General features: G+C 33.7%; 9 protein-coding genes. 2 read left to right on the top strand and 7 right to left on the bottom strand.

Annotation, left to right across the window (positions count from 1 at the left end; genetic code table 11):
* Positions 1 to 5: 5 nt before the first annotated feature.
* The 7 genes from AAGD44_RS05240 to uvrB all read right to left on the bottom strand — a co-directional run bounded on the left by AAGD44_RS05240 (position 6) and on the right by uvrB (position 12,452).
* Positions 6 to 299, bottom strand: coding sequence for a hypothetical protein (locus AAGD44_RS05240; RefSeq protein WP_341763459.1), 294 nt, complete (start codon positions 297 to 299; stop codon positions 6 to 8).
* Between the two features lie 50 nt (positions 300 to 349).
* A complete protein-coding gene (locus tag AAGD44_RS05245) occupies positions 350 to 5,473 on the bottom strand; it encodes a PEP/pyruvate-binding domain-containing protein (RefSeq protein ID WP_341763694.1) in 5,124 nt (1,707 codons plus the stop codon).
* A gap of 598 nt (positions 5,474 to 6,071) precedes the next feature.
* Positions 6,072 to 7,202 (bottom strand): aminotransferase class I/II-fold pyridoxal phosphate-dependent enzyme, encoded by a 1,131-nt coding sequence (locus tag AAGD44_RS05250; RefSeq protein WP_341763695.1) that lies wholly within the window; start codon positions 7,200 to 7,202, stop codon positions 6,072 to 6,074.
* Positions 7,199 to 7,780, bottom strand: a complete 582-nt coding sequence (locus AAGD44_RS05255) for a transcriptional regulator (RefSeq protein ID WP_341763696.1) — start codon at positions 7,778 to 7,780, stop codon at positions 7,199 to 7,201. Before AAGD44_RS05255 ends, AAGD44_RS05250 begins: the two co-directional genes overlap by 4 nt.
* Positions 7,781 to 8,177: 397 nt before the next feature.
* Positions 8,178 to 8,831 carry an esterase/lipase family protein gene (locus AAGD44_RS05260; protein WP_341763697.1) on the bottom strand — a complete coding sequence of 218 codons (654 nt, stop codon included), beginning with the start codon at positions 8,829 to 8,831 and terminating at the stop codon, positions 8,178 to 8,180.
* 1 nt (position 8,832) lies between these two features.
* Positions 8,833 to 10,245 carry an FAD-binding oxidoreductase gene (locus AAGD44_RS05265; protein ID WP_341763698.1) on the bottom strand — a complete coding sequence of 471 codons (1,413 nt, stop codon included), beginning with the start codon at positions 10,243 to 10,245 and terminating at the stop codon, positions 8,833 to 8,835.
* Between the two features lie 191 nt (positions 10,246 to 10,436).
* The gene (uvrB, locus tag AAGD44_RS05270) at positions 10,437 to 12,452 is read right to left on the bottom strand and encodes an excinuclease ABC subunit UvrB (RefSeq protein ID WP_341763699.1); all 2,016 of its coding nucleotides are present in this window, start codon (positions 12,450 to 12,452) and stop codon (positions 10,437 to 10,439) included.
* A gap of 165 nt (positions 12,453 to 12,617) precedes the next feature.
* Here uvrB and grxC point away from each other — a divergent pair, with 165 nt between their 5' ends.
* Both grxC and AAGD44_RS05280 read left to right on the top strand, forming a co-directional pair.
* A complete protein-coding gene (grxC, locus tag AAGD44_RS05275; protein ID WP_341763700.1) occupies positions 12,618 to 12,890 on the top strand; it encodes a glutaredoxin 3 in 273 nt (90 codons plus the stop codon).
* A 259-nt stretch (positions 12,891 to 13,149) separates the two neighbouring features.
* Positions 13,150 to 14,916, top strand: a complete 1,767-nt coding sequence (locus AAGD44_RS05280) for an ABC transporter ATP-binding protein/permease (protein WP_341764689.1) — start codon at positions 13,150 to 13,152, stop codon at positions 14,914 to 14,916.
* Positions 14,917 to 14,944 lie beyond the last annotated feature (28 nt).

Here is a 14,944-nt window from a genome sequence, read left to right on the forward strand (position 1 = left end):
CCTCTTTATAGTTTCAACTTGGCAGATACGAGCTGCAAAAAATCGTTTTCTACCTTCAATTTGCCAATAGTTGCATGCAGTTTCTCTATTTCGCTTGTAGAACTAGAGGAATTACCGTTTTCATAGCTAAACTTAAAAATATCAGCACCATTTTCCAAAAATTGTTTCTTCCACCTTGTCATTACCGACCTTGGAACTTGATATTTTGAGATTATTTCAGCAATACTCAAATCTCCTCGGATCATCTCTAGCGATACTTTAAACTTAAATTCTTTACTGTAACTTTTTGGCTTACTCATTTTCGACTGCTCCTATTTTATATTTATTTTAACATAAAATAGTCTCTCTATCACTGCTCTAGTTTTCGGGGCGCATTACGATGTGACCTAAGGTGGGCTAGTAAATCTAATGGATCTTTTAATATATTTAGTACTGTTGATTTTATCTCAAGATCTTTACTATTGTACAGATCAAATAGGCTTGTAACAAAACTAGGGTAAGCTTCTGTACTAAGGCGGCTTAATAATTCTAAGGGGTTTCTGAGTAGTTGTAATATTGTTGATTGCAACTCAGGAGTTTTACTATTTTGAAGATTAAAAAAGTTTGATATAAAACTAGGATGAGCTTCTGGAGCAAGATGTGGCAGTAGCCCTAGTGGATCTTTTAATATATTTAAAGCTATTAACTTTTGTTCGGGCTCTTGGGAATTTTTCAAGTCAAAAAGGCATGATATAAACCTATGATGAGCGTTAGATTTAAGATATGTTAGCAATTTTATTGGATTGTTTAATGTGTCTTGTATTATTAATTTTACCTCAAGATCTTTACTATCTTTCAAATCAAAAAATCTTGTCACAAAATTATCATGAGCAGGTGGTTTAAGGTATGTTAACAACTCTGATGGATTTTTTAATATATTCAGCACTATTGATTTTAATGCAGGTTCTGAAGTATTTAAAAGATTAAAAAAACTTAAGATGAAGCTAGAATGAACAGGTGATTTAAGATGGATTAATAATTCGAAAGACTGTTTTAATGTATTTTGTAGTAGAGCCTGGATTTTAGGATCTTCATTATTTCGTAAATCAAAAATTCTTAATATAAAGTTAGAGTGAGCTTCTGAGTTAAGGTATCTTAACAATTGTAAGGGCATTTTTAATATATTTATTATTGTGGCCTGTAGTTCAGAATCTTTACTTTCCAAAAGATTGAAAAGGCTTGATACGAAATTAGGATGATCTTCTGCATTAAGTTGTATTAGTAATTTTAGGGGATCCTGCAATATAGCTAGCACTATTAGATTGAGTTCAGGATTTAGACTAATTTGAGGAGAAAAAAGTTTTGGTAATAAACTAGACTGCACTTCGGGATTTAACTCCTGCCACCACTTCGTGGATGTTTGCATCGATTTTTTAAAATTAGTCAGTTGGTTTTTTAATATATTTTTTATATTTTCTAGCGTAGGATCATTATTCAATATTAAATATATCAATAATAAAACTTGTTCTGTCTCAGTAGTGTGCTGCAAAAATGCTATTAATAATTTATTGACATTAGTGCCAGATTTTTCAAAAAAATGTTTTACTAATTCTTTGGGTAATTTGTGTTCATGTAGCACAATAATTTCAAACAATTCTCTCGCATCACAAAAATCTAGAATTTTACTTAATACTTCAATATGAGATTTATTTAAATTACTGCTAGTAGATGATGTATTAAAAAATTTAGTTGGTTCAATTAACATAATTTTGGCCACGTTAGCTAATTCCTTAAATTCCTCAATGGCAAGTTGATCATATTGCTTTAATATGTATAATCTTTGTTTCATCAATTTAACTTTAGCTAATGGTAACTGTAAATCTCCACGTATTATCTCAAAGCTAGTGTCAATAGATTTATTTATATTTTGAATTATTAAATTTACTTGTTGGTTGTCCTTAATCTTGGCAGAATAAGCTACTTCTCTTTCTTTTGTGTTAATAGATGGTCCCTTAATAAATTGAATTCCTGCTGCTGTTAATGCAATATCTTCATCAAGTTTTATATGATCCAGCCTACCATATGCATTACTACCAAACATACTAAAGCTTATAGAAGTTTCTCTAATAGTAAAATTAAACTGTATACTAGCTATACAGGCATGATGTCTTAAAGGAATATTTTTTGTGATAGTTAATTGGTTATCTTCTAATTTAATCATAGTGGTGGGAATGATATGTTTTTTATTAAAAACAATCGCATCATCAAGTTGTTGATTTAAATTTTTTACTAGATCAGGGCATTGATTTATTATTATACGACAATGCGGTTCACTAAGCTTAGCAATAATAGTTTTCCCATTTTGATGCGTTAAAGTTAAAAAATCTTCTAGAGTTTTATATGTTACTCGTCTACTTTCATTACCCGGAACATTGATAGTAGAGGTATTCACAGCAAAGTTAGGAGAGGGATTAAATTCTTCCTTAGTTAATATTTGGTTCTTTTTTTGAATTAACAATTGTTCCATTTGTTCTAAATAAGGCTCTACATTTTCAAACTCATTATGTTTTATCCAAATTTTCATGACCCCATAAAACTGAGTTACTAGCAAGAGAAACCGTGCTGCTTGAAGGTTATTGCCTTTATCATCTTCTAAATCTTTGCCCTGTGGATCTTGGTAATTGCTGGAATGTTCTAAGGATTTATTAATTTTATCTAGTGTATCAGTTAGGGTATCTAAATTTTCTAGTTTTAAGATCTTTTCTAAGCTAGAAGCTTCGGGATTCCACTGCAAATCTGGATTGATTTGTTGTATTTTTTCTTTAAATTCTTCATATAATCTGGGAAATTTATTAGCCTCTTCCCATAAAGGAATTTGAGCTATCATTTCTTTAATTAAATTGTTGGCTTGTTTAATAGGTTCAAGTTTTAACTGATTAAAATCTTCTTCTAAAGCTCTCAGTATTGCGGTAGGTGGTTTAAGCCTATATTCCAGTACCTTTTCCATAAAAACAATGTTAAGCCATTTACTTTGTATATCATATGATACTACTTTATCTACCAAATCCGCTAATTGATTAGTGTTTCTCTCTCTAGTAGCAAGAGCGATAGCTGCATCTGCCATTGTTTTTATCTGTTGTGTTTTACTGGTACTACTCACATCAAAACAAAAATCTTGCCAAGCCTTACCCTCATTATTACTAATAGCATATTGCCCTAACTTTAAAAGTTGGATTAAGTATTCTTTTTGGGTAACAGAAAATTGATAATTATTCTCTTGTTCATATTTATCAATTTGTTGTTGGGATAAATTCTCTTTTGTTCTTTCAGCTCTTTCAATCACTAGCGAACTTGAGAAAATATTTTTTTCCTTATTGCTAGTAATTAAGCCTGTAAACTTTTTTTGAATATTCAAATATCCTGAATAGACTTCCTGCTCCCCTACCTCAGTAAAACCGCGTAGTTTTTTCATTTCATTTAAGTACTCAAATAACGTAGCTCCGTGCAGCATTATCTCTTGAAATAATTCCTGTGAAATATTACCTTCTTTATAAAAATTGTATATACCTCTAAGAACATAGGCTAGCCCCAGCTTAGTGTCACGGTTGCTGCTACCAAGCTGTGCCCTTGTTAATTTCTCTAAATTATCTATAAATCTTTTATCACGAGGTTGGTTAGGTTCTTCTGCTGCTAATTGCTCTTGTTCATATCTTGCTTGCCTATATTGGGCAGCTGCAGCAGCTATGGACAAAAGCCGCGTAGTGCTTTCGAGATTACCTAATTTTGCTTCCGCTAATAATTGACCAACAGTTTTATTTTTAGATAAGGCTTTTATAGCTATTTGCTCTTTACTTAAAAATTCATAAGGGGGAAAAACATATGGTACTGTGGTAACATAAGGTGATAATGGTGAAGCATAAAGTCCTTTAGCCAAAATATTTTGATCATATAGCGATTGTTCAATATTAGTTTGATTAGGAGCTGCAAATATTTTGTCAGGTAATTGATAAATCTTACTACGCTGAGGATCCATTATTACCAGCCCTCCTGTTTCTAATAATTGCCTTACTTGCTCGAGATTGTTTACTTGCATTATTAATACTGCTGCGTTATTAAATACTGCAGCTTCATGAGAGGTGCTAGGAGATGGCTCTTGAATAATCCCTACTTTTACTTGATTATCTTTCCCTAGCTTATTATATTGATCTAATGCTTCCTTAATAGCATGGGAGATGATTACTTGTTCCTTATTAGTAATCACCATAGCTTTATTCACTTTTGGCGTTACTACTTGCAAAGCTTTAATAGTTTTTAATTCGTCAGCGTGGTTAACTAGAAATTTGGGGGCCACAGCAGATGGTTCTAAGCCTTTCCTTCTACCTTCTGGAATTGCTCTTGCTTGTACTATATAGATAGTGTTACTTACCGGCTCAAAAACAAATTCAATATCCATCGGTTTGTTATATTTCCTTACTATGAATTTAGCTAGCTGATGTAAAACAAATACTGTATTATCATCTAGTGATAATACATCACGCACGCTTGAATTATTATCTACTCTTACTAAATGTATCTTACCGTTAGCATCTTGTTGTTCTTGGATTCGAAAATCTTTTCTACAACGTATCTTAGAGATTAAATCATTTTCACTAATATGATACTCATCAGTAGGGCCCTTACTATTTACTACATATTCACCATGGCCAGGTGCAACTTGCAAACTTGTTGCTCCTAAAATACTACTATACATCACTCCAGAATAAACGATTCTTTCCTTTATTTTAGCAAGTTCTTGGCTTGTACTTAAGGCTGCCTTGATCATTTTTTGTGCTAATATCGGCATTACTGGAAAGTCAGTAATTGATTTATCTCCTGCTATTAAACGTTGCGATAGGGATTTCTCACTAAAATAAGATGCCGCTACTTGCGTCATTACTTCTACTATTACCTCTAAATGTGCTTTACAGGGAAAACTTTCATTGCCCCCAGCATTTGCCATATCGGCTTTGTCTTCGTTCACTCCGGTGCTGCGAATCATTAATAACTGATCTTTTCGGATATTATTCTTGTCTAGAAAAGTCTGTATTTGCTGAGTTAGCTCTTTATTCATTGACAGTGGATGTTGGCTAAGAGTGTCAATAATACATTGTTCTATTTTGTTTCTACTCTCTTCTGTATCTGGATCGAACTTTCCTTTATCTAACTGTTGTTGATAGCTGGCTTTGAAGTTATTAAGTAAATCTGCAAAGTTGTGAGCGTATTGATCTAAATGCTGTTTTATTATATTGCCTGCTAGTGGTAAAAATGCTGGCACCTGTATTTTAATAGCAGTTTGCGCTAGTAAATCATTTTCTGAGGAAATAAATTCTTCTATTATTTCCTCTTGTAAATAAATTAAATTAGCTGCTTTAAAGCCATAAATTCTACCATTTCGTTCAATAGAATCAATATACTTATCCTTACAATCTTTATTATCCGCTTTATTATCAGACATAATTCCTCCCTATACCCCATAATATAATTATAGTTTTAATTAATAGTATTCTGTTATATTCGAATGATCCTCAAGTATAATTTGCAAGTCAAATTTAGACGAAGATCCAATTCTTGAAGTACAATCAGTATACTTGATACTATATAGAAGTAACATTTAATTATTAACCACATTAACTATTATTAATAATAGCGCCGTTTATACCGGTATGATATATGAGTTTATTTAGGATGCAATTATTTTATTATGTTCTGTGAAGGTTTTTATCTAATGGTAGGTTTATAGGTATTTTTGCTCACGGAACCTAGACTACTTTTATCGCGCGCATCTCACAGGGGAGTAGAAGGAGATGAGGCATGCCAATTATACTACTCGTCTTTCAAAAATTGTTTTTTTATTTTATCATGGACTCACGTGCTCACGTACTGGCATGTACGCAGCAAACGCTCGCCATTTAAAATAAAATCCAATTCTTGAAGTACGAGCAGTATACCAACACGATATGAGCTCTAAAAGAGGTCTATTGTAGCGAAGAGGTGGTAGACGAAGGGCTACTTTGCCTTAAGCAGGAGGTCTATTGATTCTTGCTCAAATATTTTCATGCGTCAAAATTTTCATGCTTCAAAAATTCTTTTAATTGCTCAAGACTCTCGGACATATTTTTTCTGCCAAATCCAATACGAAAATGATTGCCTACGTGGCTATAGGTCAATGCCGGCAATAGTAAAACGCTTTGTTGTTGAACTAAACGATCACAGAAAATATCTATAGGCTCAACGCCCTTATATTTCACAAAACCGGTACATCCCCCTTGCGGCCTAACCCATTCAAATAAGGGGCTGTACTCTCTGAAAAACTCATCAAGCAGTTTTAAATTATCTGCTACAATCTTGTTATTGCGTGTTAATATCTTATCTTTATTGTGCAGAGAGATAAGTGCTAAAATCTCAGCTGGCGCGCTATTACAGATGGTAGTATAGTGTTTTAGCTGTTCGATTTGCTTGAGTAAAGTTTTGTCCTGACAAGCGATCCAACCAATCCTAAGGCCTGCCATACCAAAGGCTTTGCTCATTACTCCAAGCGACAGCGCTCTACTATACAAACATGTAGCAGGACTTGCCCATGGTTTGCTCGGGGTACCAAGCAGCCTATAAACTTCATCTGAAAATAACCAAATATCCTGAGCCTTGCAAATATCTATCAGACCTGCGAGTTCCTCTTCTTCTATTACTTGACCAGTTGGATTATGGGGAAAGTTGATGATTATACACTTTGTGTTTGGCTTTATTGCTTTCTTAATTGTACTTAAATCAATACGCCAATCATTTTCCTCTTTAAGAGGGACTTCCGATATATCTGCCCCCTTTAATTTAGGGATTTCAAGCAAAGACTGATAACAAGGGGTTAAAACAATCACATGGTCATTATTTTCAATCAGCGCATGAAGGGTACAAAAGATGCCTTCTTCAGCCCCTGCGAAACACAGGATATTATCTGCCTCAAGCCGGTGATATAATTTATTAGCTATGGTTTGGCGTAAGATAGGTAAACCTGGCGTTTCTGTATAGCTGAGGCGTAAATGATCCCAAAGCTTTTTGTCATCAGGCGATGCCATCTCCAAAATCTCAAGCATATTAAAACTTTCTGCATCCGAACAGCAAAGCAGATATTTAGCCGAGAACTCATAGCGTGCTAGATATTCCTCTAGCTTAAATACATTTAGACTCATTTGATCCTTAATTCTTTTAAATATTTAAAAACAGTAGCTCTACTAAGATCTAAGATTTTTGCTATATAATCAGCCGCTTTTTTTTCATTAAAGGCTCCTAAGCCAAATAAATGCTTCACAAGAGCTTTTTTATTTGGTGCACTTAAATTCTTAAAAGATAGGCTGTAATTTTGCAAATAATCATGAACACTAATATGCAATTTTTCCTGCCAGTCATTCACAAAGAGAGACTTTGGCTGATAAGTGGAGACACTTTGCAAAATAACCTCACTTAAAGCATGCATATTGCTGAATAAAGAAATATCTGCGTTAATGCACAGCACCCATTTGCCTTCTAGTACCACTGATATTGACTTCACCAGCTTTCCATCGAAATTGATTTTTGGATAGACTATTTGGTCTAAATTATTTACAACCTCTTTATCAAGTAGTGCAGGGTCACCAACTTTTCTTGGCGACAGATGGCCATTCATATAGATAATGCTGTCAGATTCAATATCATGAATCACAATCTCAATGAGCGGATGCATTAAGCGAACAATTGCATCACATATTGGTATATAGGTAGATAAAGCCATGAATATACTTAATAGTCTGTATATTTGTTTAATATATACTAAACAGTATATATTAGCAAGAATAAAATTGTAGTCTCTTCATTTTTCAACGATTCGCCTGCGCACGGGTTATATTTGGTAAAATTTGTTTTTATTACTATAGTCAATTGATAAGAAGTTGGTGACATCGTCACTCAATGCTTACCTATTATATATACTCGGTGAACTTCGTATACCAACTCTTCAGTTACGAGCAGTATATAGGCTCTACCATCGCTCCTATAGTCACTTAGGTTGAATTAGATACTAGGCGCGAGGAGTGAAGCCTAGGAGATACTAGGTAAGAGACGAGCAGCAACGTAGCTAGTTTAACCTAAGTGACTATAGCACCAAATTCTCCTGAATTGACTATATATTTTCAAGTTATTTTCCATTTTTCTGGAAATTCTGAATATTTAAGAAAGTGCAAGATATTAAACCATATTTTTTTGCTTCTTGACTGATACCAATGCGGTACTTTCACCACTATATGATCGTGCATACCTACAATTTTTGTGCTTTCTACTGTTACTTTACCATCGTTTGGTTTGCCTCGCATGAATACAAAGCATGGGTCTAGAGGCAAGCTACCTGCTATTACTCCACATTTATAGTATATACTACCAAATATCTCACTAAATTCCTCTTGATCAGTAATTAATTGCTGGCCGGCAGGGCCATATAACTTTTGGTACAGTTTGTTATTTTTTAGAAAATCTGCAACCTCGCTTCCTTTATTTGGGGTACCTACTAACACTACTTTACTTAAATTAAGTATTTTATATTTATGCAAATAAGCTCTAATTATTAACCCGCCCATAGAAAACCCAACAAATGAGACATTAGTGTATTTCTCTTGAAGTTTCTGGTTAATCTGGGAGTCAACTATATCAATTAAGTGTTCTATAGGAAATTTAGTAGAAGGATAATCAATATTTAATACGGCCAAACCTTGCTTACAAGCAAATTGCTCCAGTCCTTTTAGAACCTTACTAGATTTATTAAGCCCATGAATTAAAATTAGTAAATGCATTTTAGAGCTCTTCTAAGTAATTTTTATAAAATTCATTATAAAAGATCATATCTGGATCATATTTATTCTTGATTGCTTTAAATTTCTGAAATTTTAAGTAGGCTTTAATAAAATGTTCTCTATGTTCTCTTGTTTGATAAGGTCGATAAGGAAGATAGTAACTACCGTTTAACTCTAAGGCTTTATCGGTCATTTTAATTGCTGCTTTTTTTAGAGCTTGATCAAATTTTTCAAGTTTAGGCCCCCGAAAATACATTACAAAGCATATCATATCTTCTTTTGCATAATTTAACAAAGTTTCAAGATCTTGCTGGACATATCGCAGAGTCAAATTCATCAGATAAGGGCTAATATCTTTCTCAAGTGTTTGCAAGAAACTGACAAATTCACTAAAACGGTTTATAGGAATAAAATATTCTTGTAAGAGATCTATTGTATTTTGGTCTTGAGTCCCATAGATTTTTGTAGAGTGGTATAGTAATTGATTACGAGATAGTGCTTTAAAAACTTTGCTAACCCAGTTACTTGTCTCAATATGCCACCGCAGCTTTTTAAAAAATTGATTATTATAAGTTGAGGCAAATAATAAACTAACAAATTTTTTACCTCTGTTTAAAACGGCAAGTGAAGAATTAGTAATTGGCAAATCAGAATCTTCATATACCCTTACAATCAGCTTTTTTAAAAAATAATTTTTGTGGATGGAGAATCTACCAAAAAACATACTAGCCTTTGTATTATCTTGAACTTCTCTTTGAAAATAATGAGGAAATTCACTGCTATTAAAAACTTGTTGTTTTAGTCCATATAATTTGTTTTGAACTACTTTAAGATCAACATCTATGATAACTCCAAACAACCCATAACCCCCTATTGCTGCTTTAAATAAATCATAATTCTTGTCTCGACTACAGTAAATTACCTTCCCTTCAGAAGTCAAAATATGAAAACCATAAATAGTAGAAATTATCGGCGGCTTATTAGCTTGCCAACCATGAACATTAGTAGAAATTGTACCTCCTACACTAAAATCATAATCTGATTGCATAATAGCAATAGATAAATCCAAGGGATGTAAGAACTCAATCACTTGTTGCCATGTTGCTCCTGCTTGAATGCGCACTAAGTCACCGCTTAAAAGTTTTATATCGTTAAGATGAGATAAATCTAAAACTATTCCTTGGGGGCTATAGCTGTGTCCTCCTTGGCTATGCTGAGTGCCTTTCACAGAGATATGAGCCTTGGTAGTTTTTGCTTTTGCAATTATTTTCCTTATATGTTCTATACTATATTCCTTAGGAATAATTTCATATTCAGAAATTTCAGTATCATGTAAGCTACCTGTATCACGAGTAGCGGGTACAGCTTGTGCGTTAATGGCTAAGAAACATGTCAGAAATAAGATAATTCGCATAATCATTATTAACCCCTGGCATCCTTTTAATTAGACCTCTTGCATAACCTAATCTAATTGGTCATTTTGTCGTCGAAACTCCTCTCTGTTCCTCACGTACGTCTATGTACGCTGCGGTACTCGACTTCGTTTCTCCTAAAAATTCTTCAATTATCTTTAGGTTATGCAAGAGGTCTATTGTTGTTTTCTCTTCAATCTGAAATTGCTGTAACTGATACGCTTAATTCTAATGCTCCTTCTTGTAACATATTAATTTGATCACGTAACTTTGCTGCCTCTTCGAATTCTAAATTACTTGCCGCTTGGTGCATTTCTTTTTTTAACTTATTAATATGCGCTTTTAATTTTACCGGGTGATCTAATAAAGAATGAAGTTGTTTTTTATTATCTAATTTACTATCTAATTTTTCTAATTCAATCAGTGCATGAATATTGTGATTAATAGTTTTAGGTATTATAGAATGTTTTTGATTATATTCTTGCTGCACTTTCCTTCTCCTATGTGTTTCACCTACTGCTTTCTCAATAGATTTAGTAATAATATCAGCGTATAATATTACTCTCCCTTGACTATTGCGTGCAGCCCTTCCAATAGTTTGAATTAGGGAAACCTCTGATCGTAAGAATCCTTCTTTATCTGCGTCTAATATAGCAACAAGCCCACATTCTGGAATATCTAAACCTTCACGTAACAGGTTAATACCTACTAGAATATCAATATTACCTTGACGTAAATCTCTAATAATCTCTATGCGTTCCAAAGTATGTACGTTAGAATGTAAGTATGATACTTTATACCCTAATTCTTGCAGATAATTTGTTAAATCTTCTGCCATTTTTTTTGTAAGAGTTGTTACTAAAATACGTAACCCTTGTGCTATAGTAGCCTGGAGTTCGCTTAATAAATCTTCCACTTGTTTAGTAACTGGCTTTATAATGCATTCTGGATCAAGTAATCCTGTAGGCCTAATAATTTGCTCTACTACCTCTCCTTTGCTTTCTTGTAATTCAAAAGGTGCTGGCGTAGCCGAAACAAATACTGTTTGAGGCCTAAGATCTTGCCATTCTTCGAATTTTAATGGCCTATTATCTAGCGCTGAAGGGAGGCGGAAACCATGCTCTACTAGAGATTCTTTTCTTGCTCTATCCCCGTTATACATAGCTCTAATTTGTGGTACAGCTACATGGCTTTCATCCACAAATAATAATGCATCTTTAGGTAAATATTCGAATAAAGTAGGGGGAGGGGCCCCAGAAGCTTTACCTGTTAAAAACCGTGAATAATTCTCAATACCTTTACAGCTGCCTGTTTCCATCAACATTTCTATATCATATTGAGTACGCTGATTCAACCTTTGGGCTTCTAATAATTTATTATGTTTATTTAGGAATTCCAAACGTTGTTGTAATTCTTCTTCTATTTGAGTAATAGCTGTTTGCACTACTTCTTTTGGTGTTACGAAGTGAGAACTCCCATAAATTACCGCTTTATCTAATTGAACTAATTTCTCTCCGGTCAAAGGATCAAATTCTCTAATATATTCTAACTCATTACCAAAGAATGATAATCGCCAAGCTTTATCGTTATAATGCACTGGAAAAACATCAATATTATCTCCTTTAACTCTAAATGTTCCTCGTTCGAAACCTATATCATTACGCTCATATTGTAAATTTACTAAATCATTAAGTAGCTTATCTCTAATATAAGTTTCTCCAGCTTTAAGTGTTATAGTCATTTGATAATAAAGCTCGGGGGACCCAAGGCCATAAATGCAAGAAACTGATGACACTACTATGACATCACGGCGCTCTAGTAGTGATCTAGTAGCAGAATGCCTTAATAAATCTATTTGTTCATTAATTGAAGAATCTTTTTCTATGTAGGTATCTGTTCTGGCAATATATGCTTCCGGCTGATAATAGTCATAATATGAGACAAAATATTCTACCGCATTATCAGGGAAAATGGCCTTCATTTCTGAATAAATTTGTGCTGCTAATGTCTTATTATGTACCATAATCAGAGTAGGACGCTGCAAATAAGCAATTATATTAGCCATAGTAAAAGTTTTACCTGAACCGGTAATACCCAGTAACATTTGAGAACGTTTTCCTGCTCCAATTCCTTGAATAATTCCCTCAATTGCTCTTGGCTGATCACCAGCTGGAGAATAATTAGATTTAATAGAAAATTCATTTACCATTTATTTGTCACTTGCTAAAAATTGTTGGTCTCGATAATATACTACCCTGTAACTAACTATAGCTATAAAATTGAAGAATTTTTAGTAAATTATAATAAATATAGGGTAAATTCGGTATAACTAGTGCTACCGAATTGAGATTAAACTTAAATATATAGGTAAAATATGAGTACCACACTTTTACATACAGTTATTATTTATACATTATCAACTTGTCCATGGTGTGCGAAAGCTAAACTCCTCTTACAACAAAAAAACGTAGCTTATGAGGAAGTAGTGGTAGATTCCTTTACTCCAGAAGAAAAAGCAGAAGTAGGAAATAAATCCAAGGGAAAAGTAACATTTCCTCACATATTAATTGATGGTCAATCCATTGGTGGGTACGATGACCTGTATGCGCTGGAAGAGGAAGGCAAGCTAGATGAGTTGCTCAAATAGCTCGCCTATTATCTATAGGCTCTACCATCGCGCCTAGCAGCAAAATCATCTAAGAGGTCTATTATCGGGAATTAAATTGTTAGTCTCAAGAAGTCTAATACCATTTCCCAAAACTAAATTAGCACTAGGAGTACGAGCGTCGGCTACCTGCGCGTACATACTAGTACGCAAGGAGGGAGATCATGAAGTAAGGCGGACGTAGATGAGTAGTTTTCGGAAATGTTATAATATCGAATTATCACCACATAGGGTGTACCAGATGAATCGCCAACCACCGCCTCGTAAAAAGAATTTCTTTTGCTTGCTTCTACCGTATTTGTGGGCTCAGGACTTAGCGATTCGCTCGCGTGTTATTAGCTCAATATTTTGTCTTATCATTGCTAAAATAATTAGTTTAGCAATTCCAATTACTTATAAACATACAATAGATAGCTTAACGAATAATTTAACTACCACGATATTTTTAGGTATGTTATTAGCATATGGAGGAACTCGTATATTTTCAGTGCTCTTTGCTGAACTCAGAGATGGAATTTTTGCCAGAGTCGGGCAACGGGCAGCGCGGCAAGTAGCGCTAAAAGTGTTTGAACATATGCATAAGTTAAGTTTAAGCTTTCACCTTAATAGACAAACTGGCGGGATCAGTAGATCAATTGAAAGAGGGGTGAAAGGTATTGAGACTATTTTACGCTTTTCGATTTTTAATATTATTCCTACTGGTTTTGAGATCGTATTAGTTTGCGGAATTCTATGGTTTAGCTATGGTTTGTGGTTTTCTATAATCACCTTAATTACTATGATATTCTATGTACTATTTACTCTCGCGGTCAGTAGGTGGCGTATTGCTTTTGTAAGACAAATGAATGAAAGTGAAAATCATTCTAATACTAAAGCGCTTGATAGCTTATTAAATTTTGAGACAGTAAAATATTTTGGTAATGAAAATTATGAGAGTCAAAGATTTAATCAGTCCTTAATAAAATATGAAAATGCAGCAGTCAAAAACTATGCTACCTTATCTGCGTTAAATATTGGTCAAGGTATTATTATAGCACTAGCGTTAGTTAGCGTTATGCTTTTAGCTGGTTTTGAGGTGCAAGGCGGTAATATGACTATTGGAGATTTTGTTTTAGTTAATACTTATATAATTCAGCTGTCTATACCCCTTAATATGTTAGGTTTTGCTTACCGTGAGGTTAAAAGCGCTATAATTAATATGGAAGATATGTTTAATTTATTAGATATTCCATCTGACGTAGCCGAAAACCCTGATAGTAAACCTTTAAAAATCTCTAAAGCAAAAATTATTTTTGATAATGTTAATTTTGCATATAATCCTAATAGACAAATATTAAAAGGACTCAGCTTTACCATTGAGAGGGGCCACACCTTAGCTATTGTAGGGCATAGTGGTTCAGGGAAATCTACAATTTCTAGACTTATATTCAGATTTTATGATGTCACAACTGGTAAAATTACCATTGATGGGCAAGATATAAGAGATATTACCCAAAATTCTTTACGTCAAGCAATAGGAATTGTTCCGCAAGATACAGTATTATTTAATGATACGATTTATTATAATATAGCTTATGGTAATATCAATGCTACGCGAGAAGAAGTGATAAATGCCTCAAAAAAAGCTCATATACACGAATTTATTACCTCACTCCCTGAAGGATATAACACTACAGTAGGAGAAAGAGGGCTCAAGCTTTCAGGAGGAGAGAAACAACGCATCGCTATAGCCCGCACTATCCTAAAAAATCCTTATATTTACATTTTTGATGAAGCAACTTCCTCGCTTGATACTAATACAGAGAAATCTATTCAAGCTAGTTTAAAAGAATTATCCTCTAACCATACCACACTTATCATAGCCCATCGTTTATCTACTATTATTGATGCTAATGAAATTCTAGTGATAGATCATGGCCGTATCATCGAACGTGGTGCCCACTCAGAGCTTTTGGCGTTAAATGGGCAGTATGCAGGCCTATGGTATAAACAACAGAGTGAGAGCTGATAATTAAGATTTAATTAATTAATTAAAT

Source organism: Candidatus Tisiphia endosymbiont of Beris chalybata (assembly GCF_964026555.1).
Lineage (GTDB): Bacteria > Pseudomonadota > Alphaproteobacteria > Rickettsiales > Rickettsiaceae > Tisiphia.

Coding starts and splice junctions, on each gene's coding strand:
- AAGD44_RS05255 (WP_341763696.1), bottom strand. CDS start 7,780: ATGGCTTTATCTACCTATATACCAATATGTGATGCAATTGTTCGCTTA.
- AAGD44_RS05240 (WP_341763459.1), bottom strand. CDS start 299: ATGAGTAAGCCAAAAAGTTACAGTAAAGAATTTAAGTTTAAAGTATCG.
- AAGD44_RS05265 (WP_341763698.1), bottom strand. CDS start 10,245: ATGCGAATTATCTTATTTCTGACATGTTTCTTAGCCATTAACGCACAA.
- AAGD44_RS05245 (WP_341763694.1), bottom strand. CDS start 5,473: ATGTCTGATAATAAAGCGGATAATAAAGATTGTAAGGATAAGTATATT.
- AAGD44_RS05250 (WP_341763695.1), bottom strand. CDS start 7,202: ATGAGTCTAAATGTATTTAAGCTAGAGGAATATCTAGCACGCTATGAG.
- AAGD44_RS05280 (WP_341764689.1), top strand. CDS start 13,150: ATGAATCGCCAACCACCGCCTCGTAAAAAGAATTTCTTTTGCTTGCTT.
- AAGD44_RS05260 (WP_341763697.1), bottom strand. CDS start 8,831: ATGCATTTACTAATTTTAATTCATGGGCTTAATAAATCTAGTAAGGTT.
- grxC (WP_341763700.1), top strand. CDS start 12,618: ATGAGTACCACACTTTTACATACAGTTATTATTTATACATTATCAACT.
- uvrB (WP_341763699.1), bottom strand. CDS start 12,452: ATGGTAAATGAATTTTCTATTAAATCTAATTATTCTCCAGCTGGTGAT.